This window comes from Granulicatella sp. 572.rep1_STHE (assembly GCF_001073445.1).
Classification (GTDB): domain Bacteria; phylum Bacillota; class Bacilli; order Lactobacillales; family Aerococcaceae; genus Granulicatella; species Granulicatella adiacens.
Genome location: NZ_JVBO01000045.1, coordinates 1 through 24,407 on the forward strand (window position 1 = coordinate 1; position 24,407 = coordinate 24,407).

The following is a 24,407-nucleotide window of genomic DNA, read 5'->3' on the forward strand; positions in this document are numbered from 1 at the left end:
CAAGCTTCATCACTTGTGATTCGCTTAATTCTAATCAGCCTTGCGGGGGTAAGACTACAAAGCTAACATGACTCACACTGTGAGTCATGTTTTGTCTTTGGTCTTACTCCCAGTTTGAAGCTTCGAAGGTGCAAGACTACAGACTCGAACCGGTGCAACGTTACAGTGATGATGAAGACATCCGTTGGGAAAGGCGGAATCATTTCTTTTATAAAGAACACCAAAGCGAACTCTAAATTTTCAGTAAATTCCACTTGCATTAGTGGTATTTTTTTATGGATGCAAGTATACTAGAATAGTATATGCATAACGGAAAGGGGAATGTGAGATGACTCAAAATCCTGCTTTAGTTCAGTTGACAGAAAATGCAAAACAAATCTATCAACTGATTTCAAAACAAAAAACACATCTTTGCTTGGCGAAATGCCCTGCTTTCGAAGAGATTATCGACACACAATTATTCGGTTTATCAAAACAAGTAGAATTTGCTGTAGCGATGGATTTAATCCATGCAAATGAAGGACATAAAATTATGGCGGATTTGGAGTATGCTTTAAATGATATGTATACCCAAATCTATGAAGAAACGTACCAAAAGTAGAGGAGGACTCTCGTGTTAAATTTTCATGAAAAAATGAAACGCCTCCTAAAAGTAGATCCGCTAATTATGGGATTATATGTATTACTTTCTGTATTTGGACTAGTAATGGTCTATAGCGCAAGTAGTTATTATGCCTTAGTCAATCAAGGAAACTCCGAAGCTTTTATGGTAAAACAGCTCTTATATATCGTCCTTGGGGTGCTATTGGCGCTAGGAATTTCCATTCTTCCAGAGAAATGGATGAAGAGCGAAAAAGTGATGGGCGCTACTTTTGGGGTCATTTTTATACTACTGGTTGTCGTATTATTCACGAAAGGAATAAATGGGGCAAAGAGTTGGATTAACTTAAAAGTGTTTAATTTGCAACCGTCAGAATTAGTAAAACTATTTGTAATTTGGATTTCTGCTTATTTATATAGTAAGAATGAAAGAAGTAAACGAGATTGGAGATTCTATTTAGTCCCAGCTGCTGTCACTATCTTCCTTTTTGGAATGATTATGCTTCAACCCGATTTAGGGACGGGGATAATTGTTGTTGCAGTGGCCCTTTTACTAGGGTTAATGACGGGTGTTTCTAATCGTGCATTAGCTTCCTGGGGTGCAGTTTTTGCGCTTCTATATGGAATTACGTATTTAGATTCGTCTGTTTTTGAAAAAATCGGACTAAAAGCCTATCAAGTCAGTCGTTTTACATCTTTTCATAATCCGTGGTCAGATGCAACGGGTTCAGGATATCAATCCATTCAAGGTTTTCTAGGATTGTCTAGAGGGAATTGGTTTGGAACAGGACTATCAAATTCTGTTCAAAAAACAGGGTTCCTTCCAGAAGCCCATACGGACTTTATCTTAGCTATTGTTGGAGAAGAACTGGGATTTGTCGTTATTTTTGTCTTGATGCTGGCAATTGTAGGGTTCATTATTGCGATGATTTATAAAGGAAACAAGTGTAGAAGCCTGTTTGCAAAATACTTATGTTATGGAGTAGCGATTTTATTTTTAATCCAATCCGGAATTAATATCGGTGCGCTAGTCGGATTTGCACCGTTAACAGGGGTTCCGTTGCCACTTATCAGTTATGGAGGATCTAGCTTCCTAGCTTCTAGTGTAGGGGTGGGCTTTGTGCTTTGGGCTATTCGAAATGATCAAAAACAAAAAGAACCAACTCCTCCAAAAGAAGAAGCAACTCCAGAAGAAGAACAACAACCAATAGAATTAAAAGCGATGTAGAAGGGAGAAAGAATGGAACAACAAGAAAGACAAGCACTCGTTGTTTGGTTGTATACATTGAAACCAATTAAACAATTGAAGCGATTTGGAAATATTCATTATATTTCAAAGCGTTTGAAATATATCTACTTATATGTGAACAAAGATGAAGTAGAAAGTGTGATGGAACGTTTATCTAATTTCCATTTTGTTCGTAAAGTTGAGCCTTCTCTTCGAAAAGAAATTCGAATGGATTTCACTCAGATTCTTCCTGAATTAAGAGAAGAAATTGAAAAAGAGAAAGCTGAACAAAAAGCTTCAGAGAGACTATAGAAAAATCCGTGTACTCACTTTGTACACGGATTTTTGTCATTTATAAAAAGAGGCCGATAAAGATGGATAGCGCCCCCAAAACAGTGGCAACTACTAGAAAAAGAATGACAGAAGAATAGGAAAACACAATCCATTTTTTTCCTTCTGTTTCTGAAGAGAGTCGACGAGAGAATGATTTCAAAAAATCTGTACGACTTAAGTAGGCAAAAAGTCCTAGCATTAAGAAAACTAAAGCGCACATAAATAAAGCGTTGCTAAAGTGTAGAAAGGAGAAGCCACTGGTGACGCTCACGAATAGTGCACAAAGAAGAATGATGCTACCGGAAAAGATTCCGATTTGTTTAAAATCAAATTTCATAAAGTTGCTCCTTTTCATTGATTCTCTACAATGTACCAGAACATTTAAAAAAGCGCAATTTCTTTTGTGAAACTAATTAGTTGAAACTTTAATTCTTTAGATAGTATGATGAAACAGAATTAGAAGATAAATAATGGAGGTGTAAGGTTGAAAAACTATCTTAAATATATCGCAAAACGTGTTTTTTACATGTTTTTAACACTATTTTTAATTGCGACAATTACGTTCTTTTTAATGAAACTATTGCCGGGGTCTCCATACGCCAATGAGGAGCAACTAACGCAGGCTCAACTCGAAATTATGAATGCGAAGTATGGTTTAGATAAACCCGTATTCGTTCAATACTGGATTTATATTACGGGTCTATTCCGTTTAGATTTTGGACAATCTTTCCAATATAATTCGACGGTAGCGAATTTGATTTTCTCTAGGGTAGGACCTTCTTTCCAACTTGGATTCCAAGCGTTGATCTTTGGAACAATTGTGGGTTCTCTTCTGGGAATGATAGCAGCCATGAGACAAAATACTTGGGTGGATACTCTAGCGACGTTCTTTGCGATTATCGGTCGTTCTGTTCCAAGTTTCGTGTTCGCTGTCGTTTTACAATTGTTGTTTGGGGTGATTTTCCCTATTTTACCAATTGCTTTATGGAATCAAGGTTTTGTTTCCTCAATTTTACCGACACTAGCACTTTCGATTTCTCCGATTGCCGATTCGGCTCGTTTTGTAAGAACGGAAATGGTAGAAGTATTGCATTCGGATTATATTGAACTTGCCAGAGCAAAAGGACTTACTCGTTTTGAAGTGGCATTTCGACATGGTTTTAGAAATGCGATTATTCCACTCGTGACGATTCTTGGGCCGATGCTCGTAGGATTGATGACAGGATCGATGGTTATTGAAAATATTTTCTCTATCCCTGGTATCGGTGAGCAATTCGTGAAGTCCATTTTAACGAATGACTATCCAACGATTATGGGAGTAACGATGTTATATTCAACATTGTTAGTTTTTGTGATTTTAATTGTCGATTTACTATACGCTTGGATTGATCCTCGTATTCGTATTACAGATGAAGGAGGGGAAGTATAATGGCAGAAGTATCTGAAAAAGACTTATTCCAAAGAGTAGATTTGAGTCATACGGCTGACCGAGAAAAAATCGCTTCTCCGTCTTTAAACTTTTTACAAGACTCTTGGAGACGATTAACGAAAAATAAAGGAGCGGTATTTTCTCTAGTCATCGTACTAGCGATTATTTTGCTAGCTATCTTGGCTCCAGTGATTGCTCCGTTTGATCCTCTCGAACAAAATGCGCAATTTGCGAATTTACCTGCTCGTATTCCTGGACTCTTTAGCGGCCTTCGAAATGGAGTAGATGTGTATGCGCAACAAGGAGTTCCTGAAGGAGTCAACTTCTATTTTGGGACAGATAATTTAGGAAGAGATTTATTTTCACGTGTTTTATACGGGACACAAACTTCATTAATTATCGCCTTTGCTGCGGCTTTGTTTGATATTACTATCGGAGTGACTTACGGAATTATTTCTGGATGGTTTGGAGGACGGGTAGATACCGTTATGCAACGATTCTTAGAAATTATTTCAGCAATTCCAAACTTAATTATTCTTGTTTTAATGTTATTAGTGATGAAACCAGGTCTCGTTTCGATTATCGTTGCGATTGGGTTTACGAGTTGGGTAACAATGGCTCGTGTTGTCCGTGCGCAAACATTAAAACTAAAAAATCTTGAATATATTTTAGCTTCTCGTTCTTTAGGGCAAAGCTTTTGGAAAATTGCTTTCAAGCATTTACTACCGAATATGGCAGGCTTGATTATTATTCAAACCATGTTTTCAATTCCTTCAGCAATCTTCTTTGAAGCCTTCTTAAGCTTCTTAGGAATTGGGATTCCAGTTCCGGATGCGTCACTCGGTTCGCTGATTAATGGAGGATATAAAACATTCCGTATTTATCCAAACTTAATGTGGTTCCCATCAGGAGTTCTCTGTGTCTTAATGATTAGCTTTAACTTGTTAGCAGACGGACTTCGTGATGCATTTGACCCGAAAATGAAAGATTAGGAGGATTCGAATGAGCGAAACAATTTTATCTATTGAAAACTTACGAATCCACTTCAAAACTTTCGCAGGAGAAGTACAAGCGATTCGTGGAGTTAATCTTACTTTGCAAAAAGGGGAAACTCTAGCTTTAGTAGGAGAATCAGGATCTGGAAAAAGTGTGACTGCTAAAAGCGTGATGCAATTGTTGTCGAACAACGCGATGGTTAAAGAAGGTTCTATTCTATTTAAAGGAGAGAATCTCTTAGAAAAAAGCGAACGTGAAATGCAATCCATTCGCGGGAAAGAGATTGCGATGATCTTCCAAGATCCAATGACCTCTTTGAATCCAACCATGAAAATTGGACGACAAATTGCGGAAGTGATTATTAAACACGAAAAGGCTTCAAAAGAAGAAGCGTATAAACGTGCAGAAGAATTACTAGAGCTTGTAGGAATTCCAAATCCAAAAGAACGGATGAAGCAATATCCTCACCAATTCTCTGGTGGTCAGCGTCAACGGATTGTGATTGCGATTGCATTAGCATGTAATCCTGATATTTTAATTGCCGATGAACCAACAACGGCTTTAGATGTGACGATTCAAGCACAAATTTTAGAGCTATTAAAAGAACTTCAATGTAAATTCCAAATGGCCATTATCTTTATTACGCATGACCTTGGGGTTGTGGCAAATGTCGCAGACCGTGTTGCTGTTATGTATGCAGGTAAAGTTGTTGAAGTCGGAACTTCTGATGAAGTTTTCTATAATCCCCAACATCCGTATACATGGGGCCTCCTTCGTTCGATGCCGACTTTACATACCGGAGATATTCTTTACGCGATTCCGGGCTCACCTCCAGATTTATTAGATCCACCTAAGGGAGATGCCTTTGCACTTCGTAGTGATGTGGCGCTTGAAATCGACCGCATAAAAGAACCTCCTATGTTCCAAGTGTCTAAGACGCATTTTGCAGCTACTTGGCTTTTGGACCCACGTGCGCCAAAAGTAGAAGTGCCTGAGGAGATTTTGAGAAGACGTAAAATCTTTTTTGGAGAAGGAGGTGCGTCTAATGACTAGTACAAATGACAAAAAGAAACTGGTTGAAGTAAAACACTTAAAGCAGTATTTTGGCACAAAGAAAAATGTCGTAAAAGCCATTGATGATATTTCCTTTGATATATACGAAGGGGAAACTTTCGGGTTAGTAGGAGAATCAGGTTCTGGAAAATCAACAACAGGAAGAGCACTTTTACGCCTATACCAACCGACAGATGGGGAAATCCTTTTTGAAGGGAAAGATATTGCGACACTAACCAAAGGGAAGGAACTTCTTGAGTTTCGAAAAGAAGCGCAGATGATTTTCCAAGATCCTTATGCTTCACTAGATAGCCGGATGAAGGTGCGTGATATTATTGCAGAAGGTATTGATATTCATCATTTGGCTTCAACAAAAGAAGAACGAAACCAAATGGTCGATGAGTTGCTAGAAACAGTGGGGCTCAACCGAGAACATGCCAACCGTTATCCGCATGAATTTTCAGGAGGTCAACGTCAACGAATCGGGATTGCCAGGGCGCTCGCCTTAAATCCAAAATTCATCGTTTGTGATGAGGCAATTTCTGCACTAGACGTTTCGATTCAAGCACAAATTGTGAATTTGCTAAAGAAACTCCAGAAAGAAAAAGGACTCACTTATCTCTTTATTGCTCATGATTTATCCATGGTGAAATATATTAGTGACCGGATTGCTGTCATGTATCGTGGCCGTATTGTAGAAATGGGCTCTGCGGAATGTGTCTATACGAATCCGCAACACGCCTATACGAAGAGTTTGCTATCTGCTATTCCTCTTCCAGATCCTCGTGAAGAGAAAAATCGAAAACGAATTGTTTATAAAGGTGAAGATTTCGATGAGAATGCTACTCTGCAAGAAGTGGAACCTGGTCATTTCGTTTTGAGATAATGAAGAAATAGAGGAAAATCGTACTTTTTATGGAAGCTATAGACATTTTTGGTAGAATTCTGTAAAATAACAGTACTATCTGAATTAATAGATAGTCCGCTTTCAAATGCGGATGAATAAGGTTTGAGGATTTGATTGCATTTCCTCCTAGGAAACCTTAATGAGAAGGGAGAGAAAGTTATGTCAAATCAAGTAGTTTTTGATAAAGTAGCTCAATTGATTGCAAACCGTTTTAGTGTTGATGCTTCAACCGTAACGGAAGGCATGACATTCCAACAAGACTTAGGCGCAGATTCACTAGATGTCGTGGAATTAGTTATGGAATTAGAAGATGAATTTGGAATTCAAATTTCTGATGAAGATGCAGAAAACATCACAACAATTGGAGACGCAGTGAATTATATCACTGAACATCAAGCTTAATATTCGAAAAGGATGGTAGATTTTTCTACCATCCTTTTTTTATTAACAAAGAAATAAAATATTCATGATGTTCACAAATTAAAGACAATTTCTACATAATGTGTACAAAATATTGAAGTGGTGCGGTTTTTACAATTAAAAACAAATGAAAAAATAATAAAAAAATAATGAGAGATAATATTTAAGGTTGCAGTGAGATGGGAATAAGAGTAAAATCTAAGATATTCTAAAAACAAATCCAAACTTGGAGGGAAACACATGAACAAAAAAGCAATTGCTGGTTTATTAGGTGCTGCTTCATTAGTAACATTAGCTGCATGTAATAATAACAAAGCGAATAACGCTGGTGGGGAGTCTGCTTCAAAAGCAGCAGAACGTAAATTCCCAACTGAAGTATCAAATGAAGGGACAGTTGTAAAAGGCGGAACAATTAACTATGCGATTGTATCTGCTTCACCATTTAAAGGATTAATTAACCCATTACTATCAATCGACAATGCCGACGGTGCATTAGAAGATTTTGCTTTTGCAAACTTATTCGAATTCGATGAAAACCAACGCATCAAAAAAGATGGCGGTATGATGGAATTCACTTTAGACAGAGAAAAGAAAACTGTAACATTAAAATTCCGTTCTAAAGACTACAAATGGTCAGACGGACAACCGTTAACAATTGATGACTATATCTTTACTTATGAATTTGTTGGTAATAAAGACTATAACGGTGTTCGTTACGATGAAAATGCTGAAAATGTTGTTGGTATGGAAGAATTCCACGCAGGAAAAGCAGATAAAATCTCAGGACTTGAAAAAGTGGATGACCAAACAGTTGTTATTCACTTGAAAGAAGTATATCCAGCTTTAGAAAAAGGTGGAAATGCTATTATGAGTAATATCTTGCCGAAACATATTTTCAAAGATATGACTTATGAACAAGCAATTGCTTCAGATGCGGCTCGTACTAAAGTTGTGGGTAACGGACCATTCATCGTTGACAAAGTAGTTCCAGGGGAATCTGTAACATTCAAGAAAAACCCTTATTACTACAAAGGCGAACCTAAAGTGGATGGCCTAAAAGCAGATATTGTATCTCCTGATTCTATCGTTCAAGAAATGAAAGCTGGAAAATATGACTTTGCTACAATGCCTCCAGAACAATATGATACGTATAAAAACTTATCAAATGTCACATTGCTTGGTAACATCACAAACAGTATTTCTTATATTGGTTTTAACATGGGTCACTTTGATAAAGAAAAAGCAGAACATGTATTTGAACCTTCTAAGAAGATGAGTGATCCAGCTTTACGTAAAGCCATCGCTTATGCATTAAATAATGAACAAGTGGCAAACGAAACTTATCAAGGTTTACGTATTGAAGCAAATACATTATTAACACCATTCTTCGGTGAAATCTATGCGGATAAATCAGAAGTCCCAGGATTCACATATAACCCAGAAGAATCTAAGAAAATCTTAGCAGACGCAGGTTATAAAGATACTGATGGCGATGGTTATGTGGAAGACAAAGAAGGTAAACCATTAACAATCACATTATTAGTTCCTACAGGAAGCCAAACAGATGAAGCTGTTATTCAACAATACATCGAATGGTGGAAAAATGTTGGTCTACGCGTAGAGTTATTAAACGGCCGTGCATTAGAATTCAACGCATATGCTGAAAAATTAACAAAGTATGCGGATGACTTCGATATGTGGTTAGGTGGATTCACAATTGGTTACAACCCTGACCCAGATGGATTATACGGACCAAAAGCTCGTTTCAACTTCTCACACTATGTGAACGATGAACACAACAAGTTAATCGAAGAAATTGCTTCTGAAGCTTCATTCGATCAAGCTAAACGTGTTGAATTATTCAAACAATGGCAAAAATTCGTATTTGAAAATCCATTCCAAGTTCCACGTTTCAACACTTACTCATTAACAGCAGTAAACAAACGTGTGAAACATGTAGATATTGCTCAAGGTAAATCAACAGGATGGGAAGAAGTAGAATTACTTTCTGATTCTGGTGTTGCTGATAAATAATTGGATTCCATTCAAAGGTCTCGTAAATGCGAGGCCTTTTTTGCGTTATGTATAATTTTTTTCTATAAATATTTTCATATGTAATTATTACAAAATAAAACCAGTCGACAGTTTATTCTGGACTTTTATTATAAACATAGTAAAATATACTTGTTAAAGTAGTCACAAATCTATTTGTTCTATTTTTCTACAGATATGATTAATGTGGATAGGAGTTGATTTATAGCGAGGTTTGAAAGCGCTTTAATCGATTTCGGCCAAAGGAATAATAATGATAATTCAAATGTTAAGCAATTGATTTAGTATTATTTCGAACCCTTCAGAGCAAGAAATTTATTGTTGTACGAAAAAATCCTTATTAGAAGAAAGGTGATGGAGCAAGATGGACAAAACGAAATCTCTAAAAATAAATATTGAACAGTTTTCATATACTCCATCTAATCCTATATTTTTAAAAAATAAGATTGAGATTGGGTTAGGTGAGATTGTTGGAATAGTAGCACCTAATGGGTATGGAAAAAGTACCCTAATGGATATCATAGCTGGAAATATTGTTTCTTCAAATTGTGAGATTCAGTATAGTGGGTTAAATGCGGGAATGAATATCAAGTATAAAGCTATTGTAACGAAAATGCTAGAGCCAATGGATTTATATGAACAATTAACTGGCCGTGATCATATGGAACTATTTGCATCCAGTTGGGGGAAGAAGGAAAATGATATCATTCAAATTGAAGAACTGCTAGGAATGAGTGGCTACATCAAGAAGAAGGTAAGTGTATATTCCTTAGGAATGAGACAAAAGTTATGTTTAGCTTTATGCTTGATTAGTGGTGCGGAAGTGTACCTATTTGATGAAGTTCTGAACGGTTTAGATCAAGAAAATGTAAAAAAGGTTGAATCTGTTATTTTTGATTTAAAGAATAACGGGAACATTGTGCTGTTAGCTTCCCATTTATTAGAAAATCTCGATGAATGCTATGATCGTGTACTATTTTTGAAAGACGGTAAATTAATTGATGTAAAAGCAGTTGATCTCAACCATAATAAGAAATTGGTAGTAAAATTTATTGATGAGTTACATTTGAATCGTTATAAGAAGCCTTATCCGGTAGAGTTGTTAGCTGACAATAAAATTGTTTTTTCTCCTCAAAATAATACTGAAATAAAGATGATTTTGGACGGATTATTAGAAGAAAACTCAGGAGTCACTTCAATATCGTTGGGAAGAGAAAAAATAAGTATGATTTATAGAAGCCTGTATGGTTAGGGGTGGTTTTCATGCTTAGTTTTATATGGAAAATCATGTTTGATTGGAAAACTCTTATAAAGAGAATGATGTTTTTTTTAATTATAGCGATTGTGATAATTCTTCCTAAAATTAAAACCGATGATGAAATTATGGAAGAATATCGAAGTGGCGCAATGATGACCTTACAATTAAACAAAAGGTTTGAAAACTTAGAAAGCTCAGGTGGAGAGAAGGGAAAGGATTATCAACAATTTTATGAGTTTATTCATAATGTTAATCTATTTAGTCAAAGTTTACTAGATAATAATCTTAGTGATTATATAAAGTATTCTAGTAATGCTTCTAAATATGGCGAAACAGTATATGAAAACTTTCCAGAGTTTTTTGGGCTCGGAAGTACTGCAATGGAAGTAGATAATGTTCCTGTTAAGACGGCTAAAGAGAATGTGAAGAGAAGTTTCATTAGAGACCATCATAAATTGGAATTTTATAATTCCAAACTCAAAGAGTTGTCTTTTTCTGATGTGCTAAAAAGTGATTTTTATGAAATAATTGGCGAGAATAATTTATTTTCTAATTTCTTTCTGATTTTATTTTTAATAGTGGTACTAATGATGGATATTATTTTACGTTTTGAGGTGAAAGATTCTATTTGGAAAACTCTACCTAAATCCTTTATTTCGTATCAAATTAAGAAAAAAATAATTTCTACGTGCTTAGTATTTGGGGTGCAAGTTTTCGTAGCGATACTTGTGTTTGTTATGTTACTTCTTACTAAGACTATCAATCCACACATAGTTCCATCAATTGTAATTTTTAGTATGAATAATGAAGTGACAAGTGTTTCAGTGTTCTACTTCATGATTCCTATTTTATTTATTGTATTCTTGTTAGATTTATTGTTTATTATGATGGCCACCATCCTATTTCAAATCACAAAATCTAAAATTTTTTCATCATCTTTCATTCTATTTGTACTATTTTTGGAAAGAATGATGATTCATTCTTCAATGCACCAATATTTTCCGGCGTTGAGTCCAATCTATTATATTGATACCGTGTCTGCTCTAAACGGAAATAAATCACTGATCTACAATTTTCCTTTTAGTTATATGGATGCGTGCAAGAGCATATTTATGTATATTTGTTTGCTATTTATTTTGCTAATCTTAATCATTAAGCAACAAGATAGGAGATGTAAATATGGGAATAAGTAGGTGGGTACATAAACTAATTTTCAGGCCGACACTGATTTTTTGTGGATTTGTCTTACTTTTGTTAAGTGGGTTGTTTATATTTGAATCAAGTGTCGGAACTGATGCTATATTTCTGAAAGAAGATTATCAAATTAAGGAAATAGTATTGCAAAATCTAACGGATATTGAAAATAGTGGAGAGACGATTAGCGATGAACTGAAAGAACAAGTACAACATTTCAACTTCTTAATCAGTAATTTGTATATTGCGTACCGTAATGATAATTATTCCAAATTAGGAGAATTTAATAATCAGAGGGTTGAAAGTGTTGATAGCTTATTAAATGTGTTGCCTGAAACAATGAGGGAAAGAATTGCAGCTCTAAAAGCAGGTGTAGAAAAGTCTGCAAAAATAACGGATTATCTAATCAATCACAACATCAACCTTAAAAAGTATAACAAAGTAGCCCCGTATTTGGAGGTGGCTATAAAGCTATTGCTTATTAGTGTTCTATTGTTGATAAGTGTAGTACTAATTAATAGAGAAATGGAGATAAATGATAGAAAAGCGAAACTTTATAGAGTAATCCCAATATCTTCTAATAAAATTAATCAGAGTAGACTGTGGAATTATCTCTCACATTTATTCTTAATACCATCTGTTTTCTATATTTTATTACTCGAATTGTTTTGTAGAGTATTATTGCAAGAATCCATATTTGTAATACCTATTACTGTTTTTAGCAAAATGCAAGGAAGTTGGAATATTATGTCGCTAAAGGAAATTGTTATTCCTATGATTGTATATCAATCTATTGTAATAGTAGCAATCTTTTATGGTTTAACCAAGATAAAAATTGTAAAGAAATCGTTAATAACCAATATTATAGAGTTAGGATATTTTCTTTCCATTATAAATACAAGTGAGTGGATTAACTTTTTGCCAACTAGTTGGATTTCGTTTTATCATCTTTTGACAAACCTATAAATGGAGTGAGGTTCTTTTGATTTCAAAAGATGTTGTTGATTTACCTTATCTTGCTAATAAAAATAAAGGGCTCAGGGTGCTGAGCTCTTTATTTATGTTGCAATAAATTTTTTATAAGTATGTTATTTAATTATAAGTGGATTGTATGATAAGTGATTGGAGTATTTAAATTTGACAAATTATTTTCGATATTTCACTTGCAAATAATTAAAATTCTGTTAAAATTAACATCAAGAATTAATTTGTCAGACAATTCATCTGTAGTTAGGATGGACTTGAAGTCTGAGAGTGGAGGAAAAATGAAAAAGAAGAGCTTATTATTCTTATCAGCTGCAGCGGCAGCAGTAACATTAGCAGCATGTGGGAATGCTAATAATGGAAATAGTGGAAACACTTCATCTGAACCAGCAAAAGCAAGTTCAAAATCAAAATTCAATTCAGAAGTTACTCATGAAGGAACTGCAATTAAAGGCGGAACATTAAAATACGCTTTAGTAGCAGCTTCACCATTCAGTGGTATTTTCATTGATGAATTATCAACAAACACGACTGACTCATCAATTGCAAGTCAAGTAGACCAATCAATGTTTGAATACGATGAAAACCGTAAATTAACAAATACAGGTTTAGCTTCATTAGAATTAGACGTTGAAGGGAAAACAGCAACTGTAAAATTAAATGCAAAAGACTATAAATGGTCAGATGGACAACCGTTCACTATCGACGATTATATCTTTGCAATCGAAGCAATCGGTCATAAAGACTATACAGGGTCTCGTTATAATGACCGTTACCAAAACATTGTTGGAATGAAAGACTTCCACGAAGGCAAATCAGATAAAATCTCTGGTGTGGAAAAAGTGGATGACTATACAGTGAAAATTCACTTTGAAAAAATGTTACCATCAATGCAATTAGCAGGTGGTGCAATTCCAGCATACACAATGCCAAAACATATCTTCAAAGATATTCCAGTTAAAGATTGGGAACAAAGTGACTATGTTCGTGGTACAAAAGTAGTCGGCTTAGGACCGTTCACAATTGAATCAATCGTGCCAGGGGAATCTGTAACCTTAAAAGCAAACGAAAACTTCTATAAAGGTCGTCCTAAAGTAGATAAAATGGTGATGCAAGTAGTTTCTCCAGACTCAATCGTTTCAGAAATGAAAGCTGGGAACTACGATATCGCAAGCATGCCAAGTGCTCAATACGAAGCATTCAAGGATTTAACAAACGTAACATTCTTAAGCTCATTTGCGCCTTCTTATGAATACATTTCATTCAAATTAGGAACATTTGATAAATCACAAGGTAAAAACGTAACGAATCCAAAAGCAAAAATGAGCGATCCTGCTCTTCGTCAAGCCATCGGTTATGCATTAGATATCGATTCAGCTGGTGAAAACTTATATCACGGATTGAACTATGGTACAAACTCTATCATCTTACCATTCTTCAAAGACGTATATAACAAAGAGCAAGAAGGATTTACTTATAACCCAGAGAAAGCAAAACAATTATTAGATGAAGCGGGTTATAAAGATGTTGATGGTGACGGAATCCGTGAAAATAAAGATGGTTCTAAATTAACGATTAACTTTGCTGCGCGTACTCGTGACGCAGCGAATGAATCATTAATCCAACAATACTTAATTTGGTGGAAAGAAGTTGGTTTAGATGTACAACTTTATACAGGTCGTACAATTGAATCAAATAACTTCTACGTTAAAATTCAAGCAGATGATCCAGAAATCGATATGTTCGCTGGTGGTTGGGGAACAGGTTATGATCCAAACCCATCTAACTTGTTTGGTGAAACAGCTAAATTTAACTTCTCTCGCTATGTAAATGAAAAAGGTACTGAAATTATGAAGAAAATTTCTTCAACAGACGCTTTTGACGATGCGAAAAATAAAGAGTTCTACAAAGAATGGCAAGCATATGCTAAAGATGAAGCTTTCATGATTCCAACTTTAGTAGGGGATAGTGTAACTGCTGTTAATAAACGTGTGAAATACTATGACACTTCAATTGCAACAAGTGGTTCTAAATCTCAAGTTTACCAAATCGAATTGACTTCTGAAGATGGAGCAAAATAATAAAATGAAGACAAGTCTAGGAAATTTCCTAGGCTTGTTTTGTTTTTGAAAAATTTTCAAAAATGAGTAAAAAATGATGAAAATTAAAATAAGATTAAAAAACACTTGCAATTTGATAAAAAATCAAGTATTATATTCCCAACATAAATTTATGGATTCGAAATAAGAGCAAAACAAAAGAACGGAGAATGAATATGAACAAGAAAAAAATGATGATTTTATTTTCTGCAACGACAGCTTTAACCTTAGCTGCTTGTGGTGGAAATAATAGTAGTTCGTCGTCAACAAGTACTGAAGCCGGTACAGCCAAAACGAAGTATGCATCAGAAGTCACTCATGAAGGCACACCGATTAAAGGTGGCACATTAAAATATGCTATCGTATCTTCATCACCGTTTTCTGGAATTTTTGCAGATGAGTTATCTCAAGTCACTACTGATTCAACTATCGGGGGTCTTATAGATGAAAGCATGTTTGAATATGATGAGAACCGTAAATTAACCAATACGGGTCTAGCAAGTATTGAATTTGATGTTGAGAACAAAACAGCAACGGTTACTTTAAATTCAAAAGAGTACAAATGGTCTGATGGCCAACCAGTAACAATCGATGACTATATCTTCGCTTATCAAGCTATCGGAAATAAAGACTATACAGGTGTTCGTTATGACGGTGATTTTAAAAATGTTGTCGGGATGGAAGAATATCACAATGGAAAAGCAGATAGTGTTTCAGGCCTTGAAAAAGTGGATGATTACACGGTGAAAATTCACTTCAAAGAAATGAGCCCTTCAATGCAATTAGCGGGAGGTTCTGTTTCTGCATACATCATGCCGAAACATATCTTTAAAGATATTCCTGAAGCGGAGTGGGAACAAAGTGATTACGTTCGTGGTAAAAAATTCGTTGGTCTTGGACAATTCAAAATTGATTCTATTGTAGCCGGTGAATCTGTGACACTCGTTCCAAATGAACACTATTATAAAGGTGTAGCAAAAGTTGATAAAGTCGTAATGGAAGTCGTTTCACCAGATAATATCGTGTCAGAAATGAAAGCTGGGAATTACGATATCGCGACAATGCCAAACGCGCAATATGAAGCTTATAAAGATTTAACAAATGTGACTTTCTTAAGTTCACAAGAATCAGCCTATGAATATATCGGTTTCCACTTAGGAAAATATGATACTGCTTCAGGTAAAAATGTAACAGATCCAAATGCAAAAATGAGTGATGCAAACCTACGTCAAGCGATGGCGTATGCACTAGATGTTGAAGCAGCGGGTCAAAACTTGTATAACGGATTACAACATGCCTCAAATTCGATTATCATTCCGTTCTTTAAAGATGTTTATAATAAAGATCAAGAAGGATTTACTTACAATCCTGAAAAAGCGAAACAATTATTGGATGAAGCAGGATATAAAGATGTGGATGGAGATGGACTTCGTGAAAACAAAGACGGTTCTAAGTTGAAAATTACTTTTGCTGCTCGTACACGTGACGAAGCCAACGAATCATTAGTACAACAATACTTAAACTGGTGGAAAGAAATCGGGTTAGACGTTCAACTGTACACAGGACGTACGATTGAATTGAACTCATTCTATGATAAAATCCAAGCGGATGATCCAGAAATCGATGTGTTTGCAGCAGGATGGTCAACAGGTTACGATCCAAACCCAGAAGGATTGTTCGGGGAAACAGCGAAATTTAACTTTGAACGTTATGTAGATCCAGAAGGAACTGCAATCATGAAGAAAATCAGTTCAACAGAAGCCTTTGACTCAGCGAAAAACATTGAGTTCTACAAAGAATGGCAAAAATACGTTCATGATAAAGCGTTTATCTTCCCAACGTTAGTCGGAGAATCGATTACAGCTGTTAACAAACGTGTGAAATACTACGATGTTAACTTAGGTAATAAAAAATCAGCTCTATATCAAGTCGAATTAACGAGTGATACAGCAGCGAAATAAGGTTTCGAAAAGACTGGCTCAGCCAGTCTTTTTTGTTCCTATAGAAAAAAGCTTTAAAAGAAAGATCAATTGGAAGATTATTGTTTCATTTTTTAGAATCAATCAAAATTAAAATAACATGAGAAAAGTTAATTTTTTGCTCATAAATAATAGCATTCAAGTCTAATTCATGGTAAACTAAAAATACGTTGTATTTGCGCTGGAATTGTCTTACAATTTGCATTCAAGCTGGAAGCAACGTATAATAGAAGCAATGTTTATTATTTTAAAATACAAATAGTTACACTACAAAAAATAAGGAGGAATCGGATTTGACAATTGATAAGCCACTATTAGAAATCAATAACTTGCACGTTGGTTTCCGTATCAAAGATGATTTTTATGATGCAGTAGATAATGTATCACTTACATTAGAAAAAAATGAAATTTTGGCCATTGTTGGGGAGTCAGGATGTGGGAAATCTACACTAGCGACAACTATCATGGGATTACACAATAAAAACAACACAAAGATTACTGGAGACATTATTTATAATGATGTGAATTTAGTAAACTTAAATGAAGCGTTATATAACAAAATTCGCGGAAATGATATCGGAATGATTTTCCAAGATCCATTGGCTTCATTAAATCCTTTGATGACGATTGGTGCTCAAATCGACGAAGCTCTTTATTATCATACAGATTTAAATGAAAAAGAACGTACAGAACGTGTATTAGAATTGTTAGGACAAGTAGGGATTCCAAACCCACAACGTACTTTCAAACAATACCCACATGAATTATCAGGTGGGATGCGTCAACGTGTGGTTATCGCGATTGCATTATCATGTAAGCCACCAATCATCATTGCTGATGAACCAACAACTGCCTTAGACGTAACCATCCAAGCGCAAATCTTAGACTTATTAAATGATATCCAAAAAGAAACTGAATCAGGTATCATCTTAATCACTCACGACCTTGGGGTAGTAGCAGAAACTGCTGACCGTGTAGCCGTGATGTATGCTGGACAATTTGTAGAAGTGGCACCAGTTGCTGAATTATTTACAAATCCAAAACATCCTTACACTCGTTCATTACTACAATCGATCCCACAAGCGGGTTCAGAAGGTCAAGAATTACACGTAATCAAAGGAACAGTGCCGCCATTACCAAAATTACCACGTAAAGGTTGCCGTTTTGCTCCACGTATTCCGTGGATTTCAGCGGACGCTCACGAAGAAGATCCAACACTTCACGAAGTTGGGCCAAATCACTTCGTTCGTTGTACATGTTATAAACATTTCCATTTTGAAGGGGAGGAAGCATAATGAGCGGTTTTGTAACCATTGAAGATTTAAAAGTTCACTATCCGATTCGTAGTGGCTTCTTTAACCGAGTAACGGATCATGTTTATGCGGTTGACGGGGTGTCACTTGAAATTGAAGAAGGGAAAACTTACGGTCTTGTTGGAGAATCAGGTTCTGGAAAATCAACTATCGGTAAATCGATTATTGGTCTAGAACACGTAACAAGCGGTAAAGTAATTTACGAAGGGCAAGATGTAACAAACAAAGCACGTCGTCGTACTTCAGACTATAACCGTAACGTACAAATGATCTTCCAAGATTCACTATCAAGTTTTAACCCTAAAAAACGTATCTTAGATATCGTAGCTGAGCCGTTAAGAAACTTCGAACGTTTATCTCCAGAAGAAGAGAAAAAACGTGTCATCGAATTAATGGAAATCATCGGATTATCTGAAGAAGCATTACTAAAATATCCACACCAGTTCTCAGGTGGTCAAAGACAACGTATCGGTGTTGCTCGTGCCTTAGCAAGTAACCCACGTTTAATCATCGCCGACGAACCAGTATCAGCGTTAGACTTATCTGTACAAGCGCAAGTGTTAAACTACATGAAACGTATCCAAGATGAATTTAACTTAAGTTATCTATTCATCTCACATGACCTTGGGGTTGTGAAACATATGTGTGATGAGTTATTTATTATGTACCGTGGACGTTTCGTTGAAACTGGACGTGCTGAAGATATTTATGCAAATCCACAACATATTTATACAAAACGTCTATTATCTGCGATTCCGGTTATCGATCCAGAAAACCGTGAAGCAAACAAACTTCGTCGTAAAGAAGCTGAGAAATTCTATCAAGAAAATCAAAAACTTTATTATGATGAAAACGGTCGTGTATTCGACTTACAAAAAATCTCAGACACACATGCTGTTGCATTAAATCCAAAAGGAGGAAACTAATTATGTGGAAAACCATTTTACGTCGTGTGTTATTGATGTTGCCACAAATCTTCATCCTTAGTGTGTTAGCATTCTTAATCGCGAAGATGATGCCAGGGGATCCATTTACAGGTTTAATTACTCCAGAAACGGATCCAAATACAATTGAAGCTTTACGTGTGAAATCTGGATTCTATGATCCACTTCCTGTACAATATTGGAACTGGATTTCTAAAGCTTTCCGCGGAGACTTCGGTCAAAGTTATACTTACAAATATGAAGTTACAAAATTAATCGGTGAACGTATTGGTAACACAGTTTGGTTATCATTATTAACATTGATTTTAACTTACTTAATTGCATTACCATTAGGGATGATTGCAGGTCGTTTCCAAAACTCTTGGGCTGACAAAGCAATCGTAGTATATACATTCATTACTTACTCAATCCCAGTATTCGTATTCGCCTTATTATTATTATGGTTATTTGGTTATACATTAGGTTGGTTCCCAACTCGTGGTTCTGTCGATTCAGACGTCGTGAGCGGAACATTAGCTTACTACTTGAACAAATTCCACCACTTAATTCTACCAGCGTTTACGATGGCGATTCTTTCAACTACTGGTACGATTCAATACTTACGTACAGGGGTTATCGATGCGAAAAGCCAAGACTATGTTCGTACTGCACGTGCGAAAGGGGTTCCTGAAAATGTTGTGTTCAACCGCCACATCTTCCGTAACTCAATCTTACCGATTGCAGCTTTCTTAGGATATGAATTCACTGGTTTAATCGGTGGTTCTGTGTTTATCGAAAACATTTTCTCATATCCAGGGATGGGGAACTTATTCGTATCATCAATCTTAGGACGTGACTACTCAGTAATCTTAGCGTTACTATTACTATTTGGTACAGCGACACTTTTAGGTACGCTATTATCAGATATTATTATGAGTATTGTAGACCCACGTGTCCGTGTACAATAATAAAAGGAGGAGTAGCAAATGGAGCAAAATAATGTAAATACAGTTGAAGAAACTGTCGTTGAAGAAAGCACCGTATCTACACCGCCTGCTGGTTTTCAGGTTATTGTACGGGAGTTTTTAAAAGATAAAATTGCCTTAACAGCGTTAATTTTATTAGTGTTAATTTTCTTAGTGATCTTTATTGGACCAATGTTTATTAATGAAGATACAGCTCTTAAAGTAAACATTTTAGGTCGTTATAAAGCACCAACAAATGCTCACTTATTAGGGACAGATGAAAGTGGTCGTGACGTTTTAGCCTTATTAATTATCGGGGCTCGTAACTCAGTATTAATCGGTTTCTCAGTTACAATCTTGACATGTATCATCGGTATCATCGTTGGATTGATTTCTGGTTACTACGGTAAATGGGTGGACACAACTTTAATGCGTGTCGTTGACTTTATCATGATCTTACCAACATTGATGATCATCATCGTGTTCGTAACAGTGATTCCAAACTACACAATGTTCCACTTCGTATTTATCATGACAGCCTTCTATTGGGTAGGTTCTGCTCGTTTATTCAGAACACGTACTCTTCAAGAAGCAAGTTTAGACTATGTAAATGCATCTAAGACTTTAGGTTCAAGTGACTTACGAATCATGTTCCGTGAAATCTTGCCAAACTTAAGTTCATTAATTATCGTTAACTTAATCTTACGTTTAGCAGGGAACATTGGTATTGAAACAGGGTTAACTTACTTAGGTTTTGGTTTGCCATTTACAACACCATCGCTTGGTACATTAATTTCTGCAGCGAAAAATGCGGACATCATTGAAAACAAATTATGGGTTTGGTTACCAGCCACAATCTTAATCTTAATCATGATGTTATGTATCAACTATGTTGGTCAAGCCTTACAACGTGCAGCGGATTCTCGCCAACGTTTAGGTTAATCATAAAACAGCAAAAGAGATTGAAGGAAACTTCAGTCTCTTTTTTTGTGCGCAAAAGGCAAAACAGAAAATTTTTTCGTACCTAATAGAGAAGAAAAGTTTAGGTTTTTGATGTTTGGTTGTGAAATAGAAGGGAATCTAGTAAAATAGAGAATACAAATGGAGAAAGGAGTGGCCACGATGTACGTAAGTGAATCATTTGAAACGGTACTAAAGAACCGTGAATTGAAACTGGATAAGAAAGATTTAGGCAATGACGGAATTGCGTTTCTGGGTCTCTATTCAGAAGGAGAAGATGAGTTTCCGTTTAGCGTCTTGTTTGATGATAGCCAGGACCGTACCGATTACCAAATCACTTATGAAGGAATCGGAAATGGAAAAGACTTAGGTTTAGATTTATTCGATGTACTTTTTACCATTAATCGCTTAAACCAGGAGTTAGTGGCCTACTATACGCTACTCATGGATCCAGACGGTGAACTTTTTATTCGCTATGTGGGAAGAGTAACTCCATTTGAAACTTTCACTTTGTATGAATTACTCGTGATTGGTTCAAAAATTGCCTCAGAAGTACGAAGAACATTATTAGAGTTAAAGGATGAGAACGATATTTAAGAAGTATTCTGATTTGATAAAGCCATTCGACATTATTATTGTGCTCGTGTTATTGGTCTTATCATTTTTACCAAATGCAATTTATGCTTACCAACAAGCAACCGTCAAAGAGGAAGCCAAAATATATGCCATCATTACCATTGATGGGGAGGAAGTTCAGCGCATCGAGTTGAGCGAAAACACGCCTCGTGAAGAGTTTTATTTTGAACCTCATGATAATCAATATAATATTATCGAAGTTGATGGAACTAGAATTAGAGATAAAGAGGATAATAGCCCTGATCAGATTGCTGTGAATACGGGCTGGATTTCTAAACCAGGGCAGACCAGCATCTGCTTACCGCATGGCTTGATGATTGAAATTGTCTCAACCGAACCTGCCAATAGTGATAATGACACCATTATTCCGTTATAAAACAATGTAAAGTTCGCTGCAGTTGTAGCGGACTTTTTTGATTTCTCGACAGTTCCCGTTCCAAGGAGGAGAGCATTTTGCCCGTTGCCTTAGCGTTTGCCAAATAGACTAAAATCAAACAGTGCATTTTTTATAACCCAAGCCTATTTCGGAGTTTTTGAGTAAGAATATCTTACTAGTAAGATATTCTCTATGAAGTAGACGATGAGGAGAATCAAGCGGATTTTATAATAGCAGTAATGGGGGATAGCATTCAAAGTGAATTACGTACTCTTGAAAATTTATTTTCTAGAGTACGTTTGAATCTTGAAAGAGCTTGAGACCATGGCTCAAGCCGGTGCCCCATTACCGCTATTATAAAAAATCCGCAAGGATTCGATTCATCGTCATTCCCCCATCACTCAAGAAGCACCAAAAGAAATCCTTCAAGCAGTTGATGCACTTATTTTATAAAAAACTCACGAAAGAGCGCTGGAATATGGTATTATAGTGAAATAAGGAGGAATGCACTGTGCGAATTATTTCAGGAGAATTTGGCGGAAGACGCTTAAAGGCAGTACCGGGCCAAAATACTCGTCCGACGACTGACAAGATAAAAGAATCGCTCTTCAATATTTTAGGCGGTTATTTTGACGGAGGAGTCATGCTCGATATGTACAGTGGAAGTGGAGCCGTTGCCATTGAGGCCGTTTCTCGTGGGATGGACCGTGCGTTTCTATTCGAGAATAATCGCCTTGCACAAAAGACGATTGAGCAAAATATCGAGATTACAAAATCGCCCGAGCAATTTCATTTAAAACGACAAAACGTGAAACAAGGACTCAAAACCATTGCAAGTGACCCAGCGTTTGAACCGTTCGAGTTGGTGTTTATGGACCCACCGTATCGCTTGCAAGAAATTGTAAAAGACATTGAGCAGTTGCAAGAACTCAACCTTCTTTCCTCAGACTGTGTGATTGTCTGCGAGGTGGACAAGGAAGTGCAACTTCCAGAGCGAATTTTAGAATTTGAGCAATATAAGCGCGTGGAGTACGGGATTACAGCCTTAGTGTTCTTTGACCGTGCGACTAGCGAAGAGGAGGCTTAGTATGAGAAAAGCGGTAGTAGCAGGAAGCTTCGATCCGATTACGAATGGGCATTTAGATATTATCGAGCGAAGCAGTGAGCTCTTCGATGAAGTCATTGTGGTTTTATCTCATAATGTTCAGAAAAATTATTTATTTTCATTAGACGAGCGAAAATTACTGGTTGAAAAAGTGATTGCGCATGTATCCAATGCTAGAGTGGTAGCCGTAAGCGGAGGATTAACCGTAGAGGCTGCAGCCAAGTTAGGAGCAAGCGTTCTTGTGCGCGGGGTTCGAAATGCAACTGACTTCGAATATGAAGCGACTCTTGCATCCCATAACCGTGTTCAAAACGGGGAAGTTGAAACGGTTCTTTTGCTCAGTAAGGAAGAGTATCGCTTTGTAAGCTCTTCGATGATGAAGGAATTGGCACGTTTTGGTGGGGATGTCAGTCCTTTTGTCCCTGAAGTTGTGAAAAGCGCCTTAGAAGAAAAGTATAAGGATACGCCAGAACGAAAAATTAGAATGGATGAGGAGATTACAAATGTCGAAGACTAAGAAATTTTTTTATATTATTTTAACAGTTATTCTGTTAGCGATTATTTCATTCATTCCCATTCCTTACGTCATTGAATCTCCCGGAACGGCTGAAGATGTATCTCAGTTTCTAACGGTCAATGGGACAAAAGATGAAGATGAAGGGACACTGCGAGTGCTGACGGTCTATGTAGAGCAAGCAACCGTCCTAACTTCTTTAAAACAATTTTTCAAACATCATGAGATTTTACCTGAAGAAAAAGTATTTGGAAACTATACTCCAGAAGAATATAATCAATTACAAGAGTTCAGTATGCGAAATGCTCGTTCAAAAGCAGTTCGTGTCGCCTTTGAAGCAGCTGGAAAGTCAGTAGAAAGTAAAGTCAACGGTATTTTTGTCACTCGAGTGGATCAAAATTCTAATTTCCGTGATAAATTAAAAGTCGGAGATATCATTGAAACAATTGATGGAAAGAGACTTGAAAATACGGATGAGAGTCTTGAAGAACTACAAGATTATCTTTCTTCATTGAAACCAGGTCATTATTTATCGCTGATGGTCAAACGCGATGGAAAATCCCAACTCATTCGGGAACAATTAAAAATGAACAGTCGTACTGGTAGAATTCGTTTAGGATTTGATGGAGAGATTGATGAAGACGTAACTTCGGATCCGTCGATTGAATTTGATCCGCATGGTGTTAGTGGTCCTTCAGGTGGTTTAATGTTTACGCTTGAAATCTATAATCAAATTACAAACAGCCATTTGAAAAAAGGACATAATATTGCGGGAACTGGAACGATTGAATTAGACGGAAAAGTTGGAAGAATCGGTGGGATTGATAAAAAATTAGTAGCTGCGATTGAAGCCGGAGCGACTGTTTTCCTAGCACCGGATGATGAAATTACGGATGAGATGCGTGAGCGTTATCCAGATATAAAGACAAATTACGAAGAAGTCAAAGAAGCAGCTGAAAAGTTAGGGACAGATATTAAAATCTATCCTGTGAAAACTTTACAAGAAGCGATTGAGATTCTAAAAAATCTATAACAGGAGAGTCATTTTTCTCATATCTTTAATTGGAGTAATCTTTTTAAGGA

24 protein-coding genes are annotated in these 24,407 nt (G+C 36.2%); 23 read left to right on the plus strand and 1 reads right to left on the minus strand.

All coding sequences use genetic code 11. The features are described 5' to 3' along the window. Positions 1-328: 328 nt before the first annotated feature. From ADH99_RS09455 to ADH99_RS09465, 3 genes are read left to right on the plus strand one after another with little or no spacing between them, the layout of a single operon-like run. A complete protein-coding gene (locus tag ADH99_RS09455) occupies positions 329-601 on the plus strand; it encodes a DUF1507 family protein (protein ID WP_005607346.1) in 273 nt (90 codons plus the stop codon). Between the two features lie 12 nt (positions 602-613). Continuing rightward, entirely contained in the window at positions 614-1,828 is a 1,215-nt protein-coding gene (locus tag ADH99_RS09460; RefSeq protein WP_244266355.1) for an FtsW/RodA/SpoVE family cell cycle protein, read from the plus strand. 12 nt (positions 1,829-1,840) lie between these two features. Beyond that, positions 1,841-2,140, plus strand: coding sequence for a YlbG family protein (locus ADH99_RS09465; RefSeq protein WP_005607343.1), 300 nt, complete (start codon positions 1,841-1,843; stop codon positions 2,138-2,140). Positions 2,141-2,180: 40 nt separating this feature from the next. Here the strand turns inward: ADH99_RS09465 and ADH99_RS09470 are convergent, their stop codons facing one another. Continuing rightward, a complete protein-coding gene (locus ADH99_RS09470; RefSeq protein WP_049554336.1) occupies positions 2,181-2,498 on the minus strand; it encodes a hypothetical protein in 318 nt (105 codons plus the stop codon). A gap of 147 nt (positions 2,499-2,645) precedes the next feature. On the opposite strand from ADH99_RS09470, the gene ADH99_RS09475 reads away from it, so the two are divergent. The 20 genes from ADH99_RS09475 to ADH99_RS09570 all read left to right on the plus strand — a co-directional run bounded on the left by ADH99_RS09475 (position 2,646) and on the right by ADH99_RS09570 (position 24,357). Further along, positions 2,646-3,590 carry an ABC transporter permease gene (locus ADH99_RS09475; RefSeq protein ID WP_049554337.1) on the plus strand — a complete coding sequence of 315 codons (945 nt, stop codon included), beginning with the start codon at positions 2,646-2,648 and terminating at the stop codon, positions 3,588-3,590. Next, a complete protein-coding gene (locus ADH99_RS09480; protein ID WP_049554338.1) occupies positions 3,590-4,582 on the plus strand; it encodes an ABC transporter permease in 993 nt (330 codons plus the stop codon). The genes ADH99_RS09475 and ADH99_RS09480 overlap by 1 nt, the downstream gene beginning before the upstream one ends. Before the next feature lie 10 nt (positions 4,583-4,592). Beyond that, entirely contained in the window at positions 4,593-5,639 is a 1,047-nt protein-coding gene (locus ADH99_RS09485; RefSeq protein WP_049554339.1) for an ABC transporter ATP-binding protein, read from the plus strand. After that, positions 5,632-6,525, plus strand: coding sequence for an ABC transporter ATP-binding protein (locus ADH99_RS09490; RefSeq protein ID WP_049554340.1), 894 nt, complete (start codon positions 5,632-5,634; stop codon positions 6,523-6,525). Before ADH99_RS09485 ends, ADH99_RS09490 begins: the two co-directional genes overlap by 8 nt. A 180-nt stretch (positions 6,526-6,705) precedes the next feature. Further along, entirely contained in the window at positions 6,706-6,948 is a 243-nt protein-coding gene (acpP, locus tag ADH99_RS09495) for an acyl carrier protein (protein WP_049554341.1), read from the plus strand. A 258-nt stretch (positions 6,949-7,206) separates the two neighbouring features. Next, the gene (locus tag ADH99_RS09500) at positions 7,207-9,000 is read left to right on the plus strand and encodes an oligopeptide ABC transporter substrate-binding protein (RefSeq protein ID WP_049554342.1); all 1,794 of its coding nucleotides are present in this window, start codon (positions 7,207-7,209) and stop codon (positions 8,998-9,000) included. A 382-nt stretch (positions 9,001-9,382) separates the two neighbouring features. Next, complete coding sequence (locus ADH99_RS09505; protein WP_049554343.1) at positions 9,383-10,270, plus strand: ATP-binding cassette domain-containing protein; 888 nt, start codon at positions 9,383-9,385, stop codon at positions 10,268-10,270. 11 nt (positions 10,271-10,281) lie between these two features. Continuing rightward, on the plus strand, positions 10,282-11,469 hold the full coding sequence (locus ADH99_RS09510; RefSeq protein WP_049554344.1) for a hypothetical protein: 1,188 nt from the start codon (positions 10,282-10,284) through the stop codon (positions 11,467-11,469). Next, positions 11,456-12,436, plus strand: a complete 981-nt coding sequence (locus ADH99_RS09515; RefSeq protein WP_049554345.1) for a hypothetical protein — start codon at positions 11,456-11,458, stop codon at positions 12,434-12,436. The genes ADH99_RS09510 and ADH99_RS09515 overlap by 14 nt, the downstream gene beginning before the upstream one ends. 299 nt (positions 12,437-12,735) lie before the next feature. Continuing rightward, positions 12,736-14,535, plus strand: coding sequence for an oligopeptide ABC transporter substrate-binding protein (locus ADH99_RS09520; protein ID WP_049554346.1), 1,800 nt, complete (start codon positions 12,736-12,738; stop codon positions 14,533-14,535). A gap of 194 nt (positions 14,536-14,729) precedes the next feature. Beyond that, a complete protein-coding gene (locus ADH99_RS09525; RefSeq protein ID WP_049554347.1) occupies positions 14,730-16,514 on the plus strand; it encodes an oligopeptide ABC transporter substrate-binding protein in 1,785 nt (594 codons plus the stop codon). Between the two features lie 311 nt (positions 16,515-16,825). Next, positions 16,826-17,827: an ABC transporter ATP-binding protein gene (locus tag ADH99_RS09530; RefSeq protein ID WP_049554348.1), complete on the plus strand. Its 1,002-nt coding sequence runs from the start codon at positions 16,826-16,828 to the stop codon at positions 17,825-17,827. After that, complete coding sequence (locus tag ADH99_RS09535) at positions 17,827-18,771, plus strand: ABC transporter ATP-binding protein (RefSeq protein WP_049554349.1); 945 nt, start codon at positions 17,827-17,829, stop codon at positions 18,769-18,771. Before ADH99_RS09530 ends, ADH99_RS09535 begins: the two co-directional genes overlap by 1 nt. Positions 18,772-18,773: 2 nt before the next feature. Beyond that, on the plus strand, positions 18,774-19,736 hold the full coding sequence (opp4B, locus tag ADH99_RS09540; RefSeq protein ID WP_049554350.1) for an oligopeptide ABC transporter permease: 963 nt from the start codon (positions 18,774-18,776) through the stop codon (positions 19,734-19,736). 18 nt (positions 19,737-19,754) lie between these two features. Beyond that, positions 19,755-20,675: an ABC transporter permease gene (locus ADH99_RS09545; protein WP_049554351.1), complete on the plus strand. Its 921-nt coding sequence runs from the start codon at positions 19,755-19,757 to the stop codon at positions 20,673-20,675. 180 nt (positions 20,676-20,855) lie between these two features. Further along, on the plus strand, positions 20,856-21,290 hold the full coding sequence (locus ADH99_RS09550; protein WP_049554352.1) for a hypothetical protein: 435 nt from the start codon (positions 20,856-20,858) through the stop codon (positions 21,288-21,290). Beyond that, positions 21,274-21,705 carry a NusG domain II-containing protein gene (locus tag ADH99_RS09555; protein ID WP_049554353.1) on the plus strand — a complete coding sequence of 144 codons (432 nt, stop codon included), beginning with the start codon at positions 21,274-21,276 and terminating at the stop codon, positions 21,703-21,705. The genes ADH99_RS09550 and ADH99_RS09555 overlap by 17 nt, the downstream gene beginning before the upstream one ends. A 511-nt stretch (positions 21,706-22,216) precedes the next feature. Next, complete coding sequence (rsmD, locus tag ADH99_RS09560; protein WP_049554354.1) at positions 22,217-22,792, plus strand: 16S rRNA (guanine(966)-N(2))-methyltransferase RsmD; 576 nt, start codon at positions 22,217-22,219, stop codon at positions 22,790-22,792. A gap of 1 nt (position 22,793) precedes the next feature. Next, complete coding sequence (coaD, locus tag ADH99_RS09565; protein WP_049554355.1) at positions 22,794-23,327, plus strand: pantetheine-phosphate adenylyltransferase; 534 nt, start codon at positions 22,794-22,796, stop codon at positions 23,325-23,327. Continuing rightward, positions 23,314-24,357: a SepM family pheromone-processing serine protease gene (locus tag ADH99_RS09570; RefSeq protein ID WP_160313177.1), complete on the plus strand. Its 1,044-nt coding sequence runs from the start codon at positions 23,314-23,316 to the stop codon at positions 24,355-24,357. The genes coaD and ADH99_RS09570 overlap by 14 nt, the downstream gene beginning before the upstream one ends. Positions 24,358-24,407: the final 50 nt, after the last annotated feature.